The organism is Vibrio cyclitrophicus, from assembly GCF_024347435.1.
Classification (GTDB): Bacteria; Pseudomonadota; Gammaproteobacteria; order Enterobacterales; family Vibrionaceae; genus Vibrio; species Vibrio cyclitrophicus.
The window spans coordinates 1,064,719-1,079,232 of the sequence record NZ_AP025481.1; the positions used below are offsets into that span (position 1 = coordinate 1,064,719).

Here is a 14,514-nt window from a genome sequence, read left to right on the forward strand (position 1 = left end):
GAGGTATACCAAGTTACATAATCTTCACCTAGATGACACAGCCTGTCCATAATTAACTCAGTATCTACGCTAGAAACAACCAGTCTAATGTTTTCCAATGGACTTTCAATGTCCTGCCCTTTAGATTCATTGCTTCTCATAGTAAAGGCCTTCTTCAGTGATTGAGGGGGGGTGAATCATCTCTAACTTATCTATGCTCAACTTCAATTTTGTGTAGCAATACTATGAAAAGTCAAATCTAAAATTGTCCAACTTGACCATCCAATTTAATGTCTCTGATTTTTACCTATTACGGAGTGACTGCTTCAGTTATATTAGACACTCCCGTAAGTAACTTTTTCCATACTTTAAATCATCCACGCTTCGCCAAATTAGCGATCTTTCTAAAACGGAATTGTCCAAAACCTTCTTAGAAAGTGAACTCTTTTCATGTGATCACCAAGCGATTCTGTAGTACCTTACTCAAACATGTTCCCCCCATTGCGTTTCGCATTCAGGGAGGTAACGTGATGATAGTAGTCCTCCCAACCAATATCTTTAGGCGGTGATCTCAACATGCCTTCCGTCACTTTAACACCCTTCTCAAATGGGTTTTCCCAACGATCACTTTTGTCCCCCGAGGTCAACTTAGATGCAAAAATGAGATCTTGTTCAGTGATCGTTTCATGCTGCTTATCAATTGCCTCAACAGATGCTTGGTAAATGAGATTTCTCAGAGAGCGCATATTGCCCTGAGAAAAAGCATATAATTTCTTCTGAAGGCCTTGTTCAACCAAGCCAACTTCCTTTTCAAAGGGTAACGCTTTATCTAAGTGTTCCAAGAATGTCTTGAACACACCTTCCCCATTTTGGTAACTAAACGGTCGCAGTTCAAACTGAATTGAGAATCGTCCATGTAATTGTGAGTTTGCTTTCAATACAACCTTCGAATATGGCATGCCGAAAAGAACGATTGGGCACTTAGTTTTATTGAGTATCATTTTGATCCAATTGGCTACCTGCGTGAGGACACGATTTGACCTCTCTTCAACTAGATGCTGAAATTCATCGATAATGATCAACTTAACACCAATCACGGGTATTAGATCAGTTAACCTTTTCGTCAATCTTGCCAAATCAGTCTCATAAAGCGCTAGTGGATCTCTCATTTCAAGCAACAGCTCTCGTGCTGCATCAACAGGCTTCGCGTTGTCTGGTAGCTCGATATGCAAGACAGGAACTACGTCTCCCCGAGCTTCTGAATCTCGCTTGTTTTGACTTAAATATTTTTTGATAATTGTCGTCTTACCCACTCCAGATGCTCCAAAGACCATCATACATGTAGGCTCGGATTCAAAGTCAGATAATTCTCTACACCTATCCATATAGCCCAAAATTTTCGTAACACTTGGCGTTGATACAAATGCTCTTTTGGCTTTTGAGATGCGTGTTTCTCGATCTTCATCCATCTGATGATTTCTCAAACATAATCAATATCCCAATCTTCATTATCTACAATTACAATTTCTTCTTCGTCTTTCTGGGGTGGGACAAACTTAGTATTGCTGATGCTCTTTGCTCTTGCGCTATTTTCTTGATGCCTAGCTCCACGCCTACGAGATCTAATTTTCTTTGTTTCAAGAATTGAACGGTCAGCAATTTCTTCAATTTTAATCTCCGCATCGATTTCCTTATCTTCGTCATATTCTGCTGAGTTTAATTCTGCTTGATATTTCATATTGTATTTATGCTGCCATAGAGAGACTCTACGAGCAGATTCATAATCTATAGCATTAACCGTAAAGTATTCGTTCACATCTTCATCTAACACCCAAATGACCGCCATACACTCTGGATTATATTTGAACTGCACTTTATGATTCCCTTTTTTACCCATATACCCAGCTAAACGTTCACTGCTATATGTCAGCCCTTTAGAGACGGTTATACCTGCTTTGGTTAGTTGTTTATGATCTTCAATAGCAAACTTAAAGTCCAACTCATCTCTAGAACCCAAAAACTCCTCAGGCTCCCAATTTTGACAACCTTGTCTCCAAGCAACATTAGGACAATTAGTCCCCCTTTGATTAGGCTTTCGATGATATATGTCTACCAACCAAATCAAGTAGATCTCTTTAATTTCATCTAATGTAAGAGTTGCTTCACTTACTGAGTCGTAACCTTCTCTCTGAAGGTACTGACTGAAAGCTTTACCAGGTAGATCATCTAACAGCGAAGTATTGATAGTGCCGTAATTACGTTCGACATGCGGTTTATTATCGGGCGTTTCTACTTTGTTTTGATGTACATTGATCAACAGAGATTCACACGCTTTATCAAAAGCTTTTGACAAAAACTCTTTGCCATTGTCAGTCACTAATAAATCAGGAATCCCGTAGCAAAGCCATTCATTTTCAATTGATGGATATGAGGATAAAAGAGTGTCTTTACGTTGTATCGCATTTTTTAGAGCTAAAGAAACCGACATATAGCTTGGAGGTTCAAAACCTAAATAAAAGCCAATAACAGCCTTACTATAACAATCTACTAACTGAGTAAGCCAAGGTCTACCCAAAGGGATTCGATGCTCTTCGTGTACTGCAAAAAGATCCAAGACAGTGTGGTCTATCTCAACTCTCTCTAGTACGCTAGACGTAATGATCTTTCTCCCCATTCGACGAAATTCTCTTTTAGCGACTCGCTCGCCTTTCTTTGCAGCTAATATTTCGAAAGGTGTTTTCTTTTTGACCCGTATCCGCACAGACTCATATTCGGGATATTTATATTTCGTACTGTGCGTTAAGTTATATTGTCGGACTTTGCGCTTAACCCGTCTATACGCCGAGTTAATATTGATTTTTCGACCAGAAATAACGCTTTCAACCGCTTGTTTCATAATAGCATCAACAATAGGTGCAACTTTCGGGTCTCTGTTACCTCGACTCTTGAAGTCGGGAGCTAAACTAACTGGATTATAATCTGATTCTCGGAAAGTAAGCCACCATCTGTAAATTGTAATTGCACTTGGAATTTTTCTATCATGGCTCCGTTGTAGGTCTACGCGATGTGGTTCAATTGATTTGGGGACAATCTTTTCACATTTCCGCCCTAATAAACGAAGAATGCTTAACCTAAAAGTAATCTCTACAACAATTTTCTCAGGAAATGCTGATATATCTTTATATGTTGCTTCAGCGACATCGTTGATATCAACAACCCTATCATTCTGCTCAAGCTTTTCTTGATGAAGTACTGACTTCCTATGAAAACTCGAAAATGATTTCTTAGTCATAACAAACCAATTCAAATTCAGACTCGAGTGATAGTGGGGTCTCTAAGTTCGTTTGGAGGAGATTTCGAGAGAGCAAATCACACAGGATTGGTAATATTTTTCTTCCACTTAGGCCAAGATGGTGCCCTAAACTCCTGGCTGTTTGGGTACCATTCGGTTTTAAAGTAGAGAGGAGAGTTTGATGGAAGTCGTTCAAGTGATCTCTTGAGGCATATCTATGCAAAAGCTTCAGGTTGCTAAATATGACCTCATTCAGTATTTCTTCCTCTGTAACCAGTTCTAGATCTAACCCTATGCCAAACGCACCTTGAACTTTTGCTTCCCATTCACAATGAAACTCCTCTTTTGAGCTTTCCATATCGGACTTTACCTCGTACAACTTATAATCACCGGTATCAAATTGAACTAGAAAGTCTGGAACGCCCTATCTGGCAGGGTAGTTGTCACTGTTAAAATTTAACCAGTCTGGGCGATAAAGAGTAATTGTGTCTCGTATCTCAATAGAAAGAAAAGAAGCTATATTGAAGAAGCTATTACCTCCCTATTCGATGTCAGTTAAAGAAGTGTCGGAAGAGGAAGGAATCAGTACTGCGACCCTGTATCATTGGCGCCAGCAACTCAGACGTTCAGGAGCCGCCGTGCCAAATAGTAACACTTCATCAGAGCAGTGGTCTGCTCAAACTAAACTAGCCATTGTCGCTGAAACCTACTCAATGACAGAAAGTGAACTCAGCCAATATTGTCGTGAAAAAGGCCTTTTCCCAGAACAAATCCAAAGCTGGCGCAGCGAATGTATGCAAGGGTTTAAGTCGAGTAAAGAGCACGAAGCTGAAGCAAAGAAGCAGGCTAAAGCTGACAAACTTGAAATCAAAGAGTTGAAGAAAGATTTACGACTCAAAGAAAAAGCACTCGCTGAAACGGCCGCCCTCTTGGTACTAAGAAAAAAGCTGAGAGCCTTTTACGGGGAAGAGCCAGAGGACGACTAACCTCAACCGATGAAAGGCAGACCATAGTGACTCTTATCCTTGAAGCGAAGCAATGTGGATGTCGTTTAGAGCCAGCTTGCCATGAAGTTCAAATCGACTTGAGAACATATCGTCGCTGGTATCAGCAAGGAGAAGTACAAGCTGACAAAAGGCCAATATGCCTCAGGCCTGAGCCTGCTAATAAGCTGTCGCAGGAAGAGCGTGATGCGATAATCGAGGTGTGTAACCGCTCAGAGTTCGCAAGCTTGCCTCCAACTCAAATCGTCCCGACATTGCTTGATAGAGGTGAGTACATCGCCTCTGAGTCGAGCTACTACCGAGTGTTGAGTACGCAGGGGCAACTTCACAAGCGAGGTCGTCAGCGGAGCAGACAGAAGCAAGCGAAGCCAACCAGTTACACAGCGACGGACTCGAACCAAGTCTATACTTGGGATATCACTTACTTACCCTCAAAGGTTCGAGGTCAACATTATTACCTGTATGTCATTGAGGACATCTACAGTCGAAAAATTGTTGGTTATGAAGTGTATGAGCATGAATGCGGTGAGCTGGCGTCACAACTTCTGCAAAGGACGTTGATGCGAGAGCAGTGCTTTAATCAAGCGCTGGTTCTTCACTCGGATAATGGTGCGCCAATGAAGTCGTTGACGTTCAAAGCTAAAATGGAAGAGTTAGGTATTACCTCGTCATATAGTCGCCCAAGAGTCAGTGATGATAACCCTTATGTCGAGTCATTGTTCCGTACAGTTAAGTACATGCCAAACTGGCCAACAAAGGGCTTTGAAAGTCTCGATAGTAGCCGAAGTTGGGTTGAAGCCTTCGTACTCTGGTACAACACCGAGCACAAGCACAGTAAGCTAAATTACGTCACGCCTTCAGAGCGTCACAATGGAAAAGATAAAGAGATCTTGAAGCGTCGTGTAGAGGTATTGTTCGCTGCAAAACAGCGAAAGCCTGAGCGGTGGTCTGGTGATATCAGGAACTGTGCGCCTGTTGGTGACGTTCATCTGAATCCAGAAAGAGAAGCTGCTTAATAAGCAAGCAAATGATGACAACTACCTTGAAAAACACCGAACGTAAGTATGGGTTTTGCCGTTTAGGCAGTATGAAAATCTTATCGGCTGAGAACAAAAGCGAACGATACTAGGTTCGAAATCAAAATGATAACAAGCAGCACATTCTAAAAAAGACTCTACCGTAACTCTTTTTCCCATCTTAGCACTGACGTAACGGTGTATGTTTTTACCTCGTGACTTGGTTAGGCTTCGGGCAGGAGTATAAAACGCACTTTCAAGCGCTATTAGGGTGGCTGTAGAAAGGGAGGGGAGAGCAGACATAATATTGCCTCTTCACGATTTTGTCGTAAACTTACATAAGTTTAGACCATGAAAAGGCAATATCAAATTATGGTTGTACCAAATATCAATATATGATTGTAAATATCAATTTATGGTTGTATCAACACTATTCGAATTTGTTCAGATTACTCTTTACCGAATACGTTGTTCTCTTGCTCTTGTACACGGATGAAAGTTGTACGCTTAGTTAGCTCTTTTAGCTTCGCTGCGCCGACGTATGTACAAGTTGAACGTACACCACCAAGGATGTCAGAAATTGTGTTGTGAACAGAACCACGGTATGGAAGTAAAACAGTTTTACCTTCTGCCGCGCGGTACTTAGCAACACCACCTGAGTGCTTGTCCATAGCCGACTGAGACGACATGCCGTAAAATTTCATGTATTGCTTACCGTCTTGCTCTACAACTTCACCGCCTGACTCAGAGTGACCAGCTAGCATGCCGCCTAGCATTACGAAGTCAGCACCACCGCCGAACGCTTTAGATACGTCACCCGCACATGAACAGCCACCGTCACCGATGATCATGCCGCCAAGGCCGTGTGCTGCGTCGCCACACTCGATGATTGCAGAAAGTTGAGGGTAGCCTACGCCTGTTTTAACACGTGTAGTACAAACTGAACCTGGGCCGATACCAACCTTAACGATGTCTGCACCCGCTAGGATTAGCTCTTCAACCATATCACCTGTTACAACGTTACCTGCAGAGATCACTTTGTCTGGGAATTCAGCACGTACTTTTTGTACGTACTCAACTAGGTGCTCTGAGTAGCCGTTAGCGATATCAATACAGATAAATACGAAATCTTCGCTAAGAGTCATGATTTGCTTAACTTTTTCGAATTCAGCTTCAGACGTACCCGTTGATACAAATACGTTGCTCAGTGTTTTCTTGTCTGCTGTTTTAGCGAACTCAGCCCACTGCTCTACTGTGTAGTGCTTGTGTACTGCAGTCATAACACCGTGCTCTGCTAGAGCAGCTGCCATTTCAAAGCTTGCTACCGAATCCATGTTAGCTGCAATTACTGGAGTACCAGACCATTGACGACCGCTATGCTTGAATGTAAAATCGCGGGTTAATTCAACTTGAGAACGGCTTTTAAGGGTAGAACGCTTCGGACGGAAGAGTACATCTTTGAAACCTAACTTAAGTTCTTGTTCGATACGCATGGTGTTTTCCTTGATTCATAAAATTATGTGTCTCTCGCGAAATGCGTAGTAAAACCGTTGGCAGACGAGTTTACTTTTCTTCGGACACAAAAAAACCGGAGCGTTGGCAGACGCTCCGGTTTTCAGCATTATAGGTCGTGATTTAGTAACAGCAAGTCTGATATTTCACTTTTTTTTATGCTATCCTCTCAAAGATTCCATACCTGCTTCAAACCCCTCAGCTTTACTTTTCCACTAAATTCTTATTAATTAATAACTTAGCGAACTATTCACGCAAACGCTGTCGATTTATTGCGCAATCGTTTTCCTCCCTATTTCACTCAATATCACCCTCATTAAGCAAATATGTGAAGAAAGTGCCTCGAAATCACATAAAAATCACACTTTTCTCCAACAAAAAATTGTCTTTTTTCTTAAATAAATTCGATTTTTTCCCAAATTTTCTTTGCTCTCGACCAAATTAGGTAATCTCATCACCTTGCCAACTAGCCCCAATTTGGAAAAGCACTGTGCAATGGGTTCGATTTTGAGGTCGAGATTCATTTGGGTTTGAGAATCCAGCCCTCGCACTCCATTAAATAATGCTTTCAAGCTCAAGCTTTATAAATCTAATTTCTATTAACCCGTAGCATTACCGTTCCAAAAGCACATTTCGTGGCTGCCCTTTCGTTCATTTAACCTGGAAGACTCTGCAAAGCGCACAGAAAAAGAAGATTGGTTGACGTGTAAAACTGGGGGGAAAGACAAGATTTAAAGAATAGAAAGCAAAAAAATGGCTAAAGTGGTTAACCTTAGCCATTTTTATTCGCTGATCAGACTGATGCTAATACGCACATAGAAAATTGCTGTTTAGTGAATAGAGCAGTGCTAGTTCTTTTGAGAAACTAACGCTTCAGCGGTCGCATCTTGAATAGATAAGAACAATGAGCTGACTTGCCCTGTTGGTGAGCGCATTGGGTTCAGGGTCACGTTCTGATACATGAAATCGGCTTGTTGGGTTACTGGCCTAACGTTACGACACTTAAACAGATAAGGCCTTTGTTGCCATGTAATGAAGCTGCGGCAACCTAGGTCATAGACTGGCTTGGTTTTCAGCCTAAACCACTCTTCAGGGATCTCAGGGAATAACTCAAAGATCGACTTACCGATCGCATCATGCGATTGCTTACCGCTATGGTGCGTCATGAAGCCATTCCAAACTTGTACCTGAAAGTCACGATTAATGACCACCAGCCCCATATCGACGTTTTGAACCATGTCCACCATCCAGTGGAACTGTTCAAATTCAGCAGGAAGATTCAGCATATTAAAACTCCTCCATTAGGTAGGCCAATTTGTTGTCTAGAAGAGGCAGAGACTCATCGACAAACATAAACAGAAGGTCACAACGGATAGAAGTGCCATCAATGTTGTAGCTGACTTCGAAAGTCATGGTCTTCTTAAATGAGCCACTGGTATTTTCGATGACCGAATCGATCGAGATGTGTTGCCCGAGCAGTACAGGAGAGCTCTGGAAGAAACGAACTTCAGATTGCTCCCCTAGTCCATTCAAGAATGAGCCTACAAGGATGTTAGATACATCCATCAGTAGCTCTAATTCTTCCAACTGTTCGCTTTCGGTTGGCACTTTCATGAGCTTTTTAAGGTCGCTCACACTGGAATCGCTCAACAAGACTAATGCTTCGCCTGCGATGCCTTCTCCGCTGAAACCTTGGCAAACACCCGATACTTGGTCGTTGTCTGCTAGGTCACGAAGTGCCATGTGCAATTCACTCACTTCGAAGATGTTAACGTTCGGCAGTGGTAAATGAACAAACACATTGAAGTGACGAGCCAATGCATCCGCTGCACGACCAATCGCTACGTTCGCAACTTCCATGTAGATGTCACGTCGGCGAAGAATTGGGAGTTCTAAAGGCGAAGGCGTAATGAGTTGAGGCTGTTTTGGTGGCTCAACATGCTCACGTAAAATGGCTTTTAACGCTTCTTTATCGATCGGCTTTTGCAAAAACGCTTTAGCACCAAGGTCCATTACCTTCTGTTGCGCTTTTGGCTGGATATCACCAGAAACAACCACAACAGGCGTGGTATCACCTAAACGTTGCATCTCTTCCAATGTGCCATAGCCGTCTAATTCCGGCATGGTGAGGTCGAGGAACATAAGTTTGAACTGGTTTTGAGCTAACTCTTCAAGTGCATTAAGCCCATGAACAGCAAAAGTTATATCTGCATTTAGAGAACTAGGCAGTGACCGAGCCATTTGCTTCCTTGCTAACGCAGAATCATCACATATAAGAACTGGGAACGACATAAATGCACCACCGACAAATTAAAGCTAACTGGCACGAGTGTAACAGATCATTATGGTATCAGGTACGGGGTGAATAGATTTATATGTAGATTATTAGTAAGAATGATGAAACAGGCAGGTAAGCTATTATTTGACATTATTCTTTATGAAAAACAATATGCTACAAAGGTAATAACAAACTGTAATTATAGAGTAATAGCACTTTTTTGGGTGAAACAACGCGGCGAATTTATGAAATGCCAGCCTTAATAAGTGGGTTTATTATGGCTCGAACGACTCATACATTTATCGCCTTTATAGGTCCAACAAACAAGCGCAAACAAAGTAGCACTGACCCACAAGGCGAGTATCCAAAAGTTAATGTAAACGCTATGGGAAAAAAGCTAGAACTGATAGGACGGCCATAGAATCAGTAACGCAAAACGTATGATCACGGCAAAAACCAATAGAGCGATCCCTAAACGGTACCATTTATATTCAGCTATATTCATTGGGATACGCTTGTAAAACATCGTAATCACCCCTTTCCAATCGCTACTGCGCCTTCCATATTGCATCATGCTTGTTAAAACAAACAGTGCACCAAGCACCAACATTCCTTTTTCAGCCCAGAACAATCCAACTTCCATTTGTGCATTCCTTGATAAAACATTAAGCAACTCGAATCATTCTAGTCACCTTTTAGCTCGGTTTCTGTAAGACCAAGGTCTAACTCGTTTTCTGCTTATCTAAACATAGTACTGAATTGAACGCAGTTAACTGAACGGCGTGTTCATCTCGAGTTCAGCTTGGCTACCTATACTCATGTTTCCATTAACAGGAGAAACTCAATGAAATCACTGAAAAAGTCGCTTTGTGTCTTAACTGCTTCAGCTTTACTCGTTACCGCTCCGTTTGTGAGTGCTTCATCACCACAACAACTGCCTCAGCCAGTATTGAGCCCGCTACAAATGGTCATTGCTTCTTTAAACCTAACCGAAGAGCAACAAGCAGAAGTGTTCTCTTTTGTAGAAGACTATCAATCCGATAGAACAGAGATTGATATGGATAAAGCAATAGAGCTTAAGAAGAAACAGATCAGCCTTGTGACTCAACCGGATTTTGATGAAGCTGAAATGGAAAAGGTCATCGACACGGTTCAAGCAACCGAGAAGTCGATGGTGATGCAAGAAATGCGTCTTAAGAACAACATCTATAACGTGTTGACTGAAGAGCAGAAAGAGCAATTCAAAACAATGATGAAGTCCGTGTTGTCTGGTAACAAATAGACGCCACTCTTTGCCTTGATAGCGATAGGTTAATCCTTGCCCGTAGATACATATCGCATGCAACATAAGACCGAATCAGAAAAATGAGAACAGAAAAAGCCGCAGTCGTTACGATGACTGAGGCTTCTGTGTTTAATGTGTAACTAGCGGCTCACGAATAAACATGATTCGATAGATCCGGGAACTTGCTGTTCTTTTGAATGACACGCATCAGTTGGATGAGCAGCAGAATACCTGTCACACCCAAACCAACACCGATTCCGCCCCAAATTCCTGCTAATTCGAACTTAGGCATCAAATACCAAGCAGCAGGTAGTCCAAATACCCAGTAACCAATGGCAGTCATTACGGTTGGCATCGAGACAATCTTCATGCCTCTTAACAGATTAATCGCCAACAGTTGCCAAGCATCAACAATAAAACACAGAGCGACGACCCAAATAACAGAAGCCAGCAATGAAGTCATCGCCCCTGTACCATCATCCAATTTGAAGATAGAAGCGATCATTTCCGGCCACAGGATAAACACGGCAGATAACACCACGCTCAATACCGATACTAAAATAAAGCTCTGAATTGACGTTCGTTTAATTCCTTCAAAATTACCCGCACCATAATCGCGTCCCACCAAAATTGCGGCTGCTTGCGAGAAACCGAAATTGAAGTTCCAGGTAAAGCTTAAACATTGAAGCAAGATTTGATGCAGCGCCAACGAGGCAATACTGATCGTCCCCGCCATTAAGGTGCCGCCGTAAATAAGCCCATGCTCAAGCAACGCCGCCAAGCCGATAGGTAAACCCATTAACAACAACGGGCTCATCAACTTGATTGAGTACTCTTCTGTGTTTAACCAAGGGGCGAACTGCTTGAATTCATGACGCTTAAATACCCAAACCGTGTATCCAACCATCACGATAAATGCCGCGATAGCGGTTCCTAAGCCTAAACCCGTTAAGCCCATATCTAACTGGAACGTAAGTAAATAACTCACCGGCACATTTAAAATTACGGTGATAATAGACATCACAAGAATAGAGCGCACGTTACCAAACGCACTGGTTAAGCCACGAAGAACCAACAATATAAGGGAAGGCAGCATCACCCATTTCAGAGCGTGTACATATTCCATGGCTAAAGTGATCACTTCTGGTGGTTGCTTGGCCGCTTCTAATACCAGTGGCGCAAACCAGAAGCTGGCCATTAAGGTCACACTGAGCACGAATGCCAACATGGTTGCGCCTTTCACCGCTAATCTGATTTGAGTATTACCAAACTCTGGGCGAGCGACTCGCTGACCATAAGCAATAGCAATCAAGTTCGCGACACAGCCTACCGTACTGCTCGCAATAATGAAGATGAAGAAGTAGATAGAGGCCCCTAATCCACCAGCCGCAAGCGCCGACACACTGATGCGTGACATCATCCAAACATCAGTAAGGACTAGAGCCATGGATATCAGCTGTGAAATGATCAAAGGGAATGCAAGAGTGAGTATTTTTTTCATGAGCGCCTCAGTTAATTTCGCCCAAAATACGATCGATGGGGCTAGCGTTCAATTGATAAATTTGCGACTCTAACATTCCATAAACTCATGCGAACGAATTATGACCCCATATCCGAGCTTGCCATCATCACATAATGGTTTGAAAGCCTTTGAAGCTGCAGCAAGGCTGATGAGCTTTACGTTAGCTGCCGATGAGCTTCACGTAACACAGAGTGCGATCAGCCGTCAGATCAAACAGCTTGAAGATGAGCTCAGCACATCACTGGTTGTTCGCAAACACAGAGCAATTGAACTCACACCTCAAGGGCATGATTTGTATAGAGTATTGCGTGAGAGCTATGGAAATATCGAAGCGGTAATGGCGTCTTGGAAAGATCCCAAGCAAAAACGAATCGTGATTAAAGCCACCTTGAGCTTTGCAACCCGTGTGCTGATATCCAAAGTGCGCGAGTTGAATGAACGCTACCCCGACTATGAGATAGTGATTGTTCCAGTAATAGAAGAAGATGAGGCAATCAATAGTAGTGAGTATGATTTATTGATCTTTCACACTCGCTTCAAAAAACGTTACGACAACGCACCAGATATTACCTTCTTACGTGAAGAGTTTATGGCTCCGGTTTGTTCCACGAACGTTATTACTGAGGACACCGATTTAACTTCCATTTTAACGATGCCTCGTATTCACCCAACACTCGATCACCACGACTGGAAAGTGTGGTTGGCTGATGTCGAATCCCCTCCAAAGAAGCCTGTCAGAAATACCAGTTTCTTATCGTTAGATATGGCACTCAGTGCCTGTTTATCGGGTGAAGGTGTCACGGTAACGGATCTCCTTTTGGTCTTAAAGGAACTGCAACGTGGCTTTTTATATTGTCCGGAGCACGCCAAACTACAACACAGTGCTTGGACGTATTACATTCACCAGCGCACTCATACTCCTGTGATAGACGATATTATTGACTGGCTCAGAGAAGAAACAGCAAAAGAGATTGAGTTACTCAAGCAATTGGCACTGCAATACCATTGGTCTGGCGTAATTAAAGCGCAAGATTAACTCAAAAATAGTAAGCAAAAACCTCAAAACCAGACACAAATAAGCCGCAACTCTTACTGCGGCTCATGCTTTCTGAACAGTCATGTTTAGCTTTTATTCTGGCTTTCCAGATAACTGAACACTACAACTTAAACATACGTGCGCTGCGTGGTGGCAAATTGAAAGTGTGATAACGAGAAGTAACCGTTTCTGTTGCAGTGCTCAACACATCTTGGTATTGAACATTCCAGTTAAATTCATGCTGGTAGGTATCTACAGTAACTCCACGAGTTTCACCACACTTGTTGATACCCACAACCCCTTCTTTACCACGCTTGAATAACAAGGTGCACTGATCGCTCGAAAGCATAGTCATGGTTTTGCCCTGCATCGCATTATGGAAGCTCAACATGCTCTTCATCGTTGAGCTATTCCAAACATTGCCCCAGCGACCGTTATCCTTATCTTCAGAATCAGGAAGATCATCACTGTAGATCAACGGCGTACCGCCATCTTTGCCAAGAATGTAAGCGTAAGCAAGCTGCTCATCTTGTGGATCCATAATTTGGTAACGGAAACCATCATTAGTTGGAATATCGTGCGTGATCGCAAAAGTAATCGAACGATTGTCATCGAGCGCTTGCCCATAAGCTTTTGGATCATGCAGTTGGTTTAAACTTCCGTTCATAGAGAAGGCCGAGCGAATCGAAGCAAACAGCGGGAAATCGTACGCGGAGTGATTAGTATTGTTTAAATAAGGTGCTAAGAAGGACTCATAGCCACTGTTGCCTGCCCCACCGCTGGTAATCACCTCACCAAACACATGAATGTTCGAGGTAATATCAGACGTGAACACTTGATCGATCTGGTACTGACTCATGTGCTTTACGGCATCAATACGGAACCCTTTGACTCCCATATCTTTTAGAGCTTTTAGGTATAGACGTTGCTGTGAAACCACCCAATTGTTTGGATCCAAATCAGGAAGACCAACATCACCATCTGCGCCACACAAACGCCAATACTGAACGTGACCAGGGTCGTTCCAATCCGAAATACAGCCTGCTGGGTGGAAATCGTTAGCCGAGACAAAACCTTGCGCTAAGTTGCCAAACAAAGTCTGGTCAGCATAGTAGCTTGAGCGGCCGGCATAGTCGTTTAGCACTTCTGTGCCTGGGTAATCCAAGTCACTTCGCTTCCAGCTTTCATTCGCCATGTGGTTGAGTACAACATCAGCGTAAACATCAACACCCACACCTTTGAGTGCAGTGATCATTGCGGCTAAATCTTGCTTGTTCCCCAACGGAGAATCAATGGTGCGCAGATCTTGTGGTTGATAACGTGCCCACCATTGGCTGCCACTGGATTTCATTGCCGGTGCAACCAACACTTTCTTATAGCCAGCTCCGGCTATTTGGTTGGCGTTGGCCGTTACGTCTGAGTACTTCCAGTTGAAAGCGTGCAAAATGGTATCAGCGTAAGTAGCTGAACTGAAAGAACAAGCGGCAAGTGTGGATATGAGTAAGGTATTTATTGGTTTCATAGAACATATCTCTCATTATAAATTCACAAGAATGATATGAGTGGGTGTAATAATTAAAACGTTCGATA

Annotated in this window: 12 protein-coding genes and 1 pseudogene; 3 read left to right on the forward strand and 10 right to left on the reverse strand. The window is 42.7% G+C overall.

Translation table 11 applies throughout. From position 1 onward, the window contains the following. Positions 1-458 precede the first annotated feature (458 nt). From OCW38_RS19630 to OCW38_RS19640, 3 genes are read right to left on the reverse strand one after another with little or no spacing between them, the layout of a single operon-like run. Positions 459-1,448, reverse strand: coding sequence for a TniB family NTP-binding protein (locus OCW38_RS19630; protein ID WP_102556634.1), 990 nt, complete (start codon positions 1,446-1,448; stop codon positions 459-461). Between the two features lie 11 nt (positions 1,449-1,459). After that, positions 1,460-3,271: a transposase family protein gene (locus OCW38_RS19635; protein ID WP_261895854.1), complete on the reverse strand. Its 1,812-nt coding sequence runs from the start codon at positions 3,269-3,271 to the stop codon at positions 1,460-1,462. Next, positions 3,264-3,629: a hypothetical protein gene (locus OCW38_RS19640; RefSeq protein WP_261895856.1), complete on the reverse strand. Its 366-nt coding sequence runs from the start codon at positions 3,627-3,629 to the stop codon at positions 3,264-3,266. Before OCW38_RS19640 ends, OCW38_RS19635 begins: the two co-directional genes overlap by 8 nt. 127 nt (positions 3,630-3,756) lie before the next feature. On the opposite strand from OCW38_RS19640, the gene OCW38_RS19645 reads away from it, so the two are divergent. Then, positions 3,757-5,291, forward strand: a protein-coding gene (locus tag OCW38_RS19645) for an IS3 family transposase (protein ID WP_391852436.1) whose coding sequence is annotated in 2 segments (ribosomal slippage) — positions 3,757-4,210 and positions 4,210-5,291 — 1,536 coding nt in all. Because the reading frame shifts where the segments join, the coding sequence is not laid out codon by codon here. Positions 5,292-5,321: 30 nt separating this feature from the next. On the opposite strand, the pseudogene OCW38_RS23005 reads toward OCW38_RS19645, so the two are convergent. The 5 genes and pseudogenes from OCW38_RS23005 to OCW38_RS19665 form a co-directional block, all read right to left on the reverse strand. Beyond that, a pseudogene (locus OCW38_RS23005) lies at positions 5,322-5,594 on the reverse strand (TnsA endonuclease N-terminal domain-containing protein); the annotation flags it as partial. Between the two features lie 146 nt (positions 5,595-5,740). After that, positions 5,741-6,784: a GMP reductase gene (locus OCW38_RS19650; RefSeq protein WP_016786099.1), complete on the reverse strand. Its 1,044-nt coding sequence runs from the start codon at positions 6,782-6,784 to the stop codon at positions 5,741-5,743. A gap of 867 nt (positions 6,785-7,651) precedes the next feature. Beyond that, complete coding sequence (locus OCW38_RS19655; RefSeq protein ID WP_004731659.1) at positions 7,652-8,089, reverse strand: PAS domain-containing protein; 438 nt, start codon at positions 8,087-8,089, stop codon at positions 7,652-7,654. A 1-nt stretch (position 8,090) separates the two neighbouring features. Then, a complete protein-coding gene (locus tag OCW38_RS19660) occupies positions 8,091-9,095 on the reverse strand; it encodes a response regulator (RefSeq protein ID WP_010430576.1) in 1,005 nt (334 codons plus the stop codon). A gap of 383 nt (positions 9,096-9,478) precedes the next feature. Continuing rightward, positions 9,479-9,724, reverse strand: a complete 246-nt coding sequence (locus OCW38_RS19665) for a hypothetical protein (protein WP_010430578.1) — start codon at positions 9,722-9,724, stop codon at positions 9,479-9,481. A gap of 201 nt (positions 9,725-9,925) precedes the next feature. Here OCW38_RS19665 and OCW38_RS19670 point away from each other — a divergent pair, with 201 nt between their 5' ends. After that, positions 9,926-10,363 carry a Spy/CpxP family protein refolding chaperone gene (locus OCW38_RS19670; RefSeq protein WP_010430581.1) on the forward strand — a complete coding sequence of 146 codons (438 nt, stop codon included), beginning with the start codon at positions 9,926-9,928 and terminating at the stop codon, positions 10,361-10,363. Positions 10,364-10,514: 151 nt separating this feature from the next. On the opposite strand, the gene OCW38_RS19675 is transcribed toward OCW38_RS19670, so the two are convergent. After that, positions 10,515-11,867 (reverse strand): MATE family efflux transporter, encoded by a 1,353-nt coding sequence (locus OCW38_RS19675; protein ID WP_261895860.1) that lies wholly within the window; start codon positions 11,865-11,867, stop codon positions 10,515-10,517. Positions 11,868-11,967: 100 nt separating this feature from the next. Between OCW38_RS19675 and OCW38_RS19680 the strand changes: the two genes are divergently transcribed. Continuing rightward, on the forward strand, positions 11,968-12,924 hold the full coding sequence (locus OCW38_RS19680; RefSeq protein WP_016767322.1) for a LysR family transcriptional regulator: 957 nt from the start codon (positions 11,968-11,970) through the stop codon (positions 12,922-12,924). A gap of 121 nt (positions 12,925-13,045) precedes the next feature. Here OCW38_RS19680 and OCW38_RS19685 read toward each other — a convergent pair whose 3' ends face one another. Continuing rightward, positions 13,046-14,446 (reverse strand): alpha-amylase family protein, encoded by a 1,401-nt coding sequence (locus OCW38_RS19685; protein ID WP_016792627.1) that lies wholly within the window; start codon positions 14,444-14,446, stop codon positions 13,046-13,048. Between the last annotated feature and the right edge of the window lie 68 nt (positions 14,447-14,514).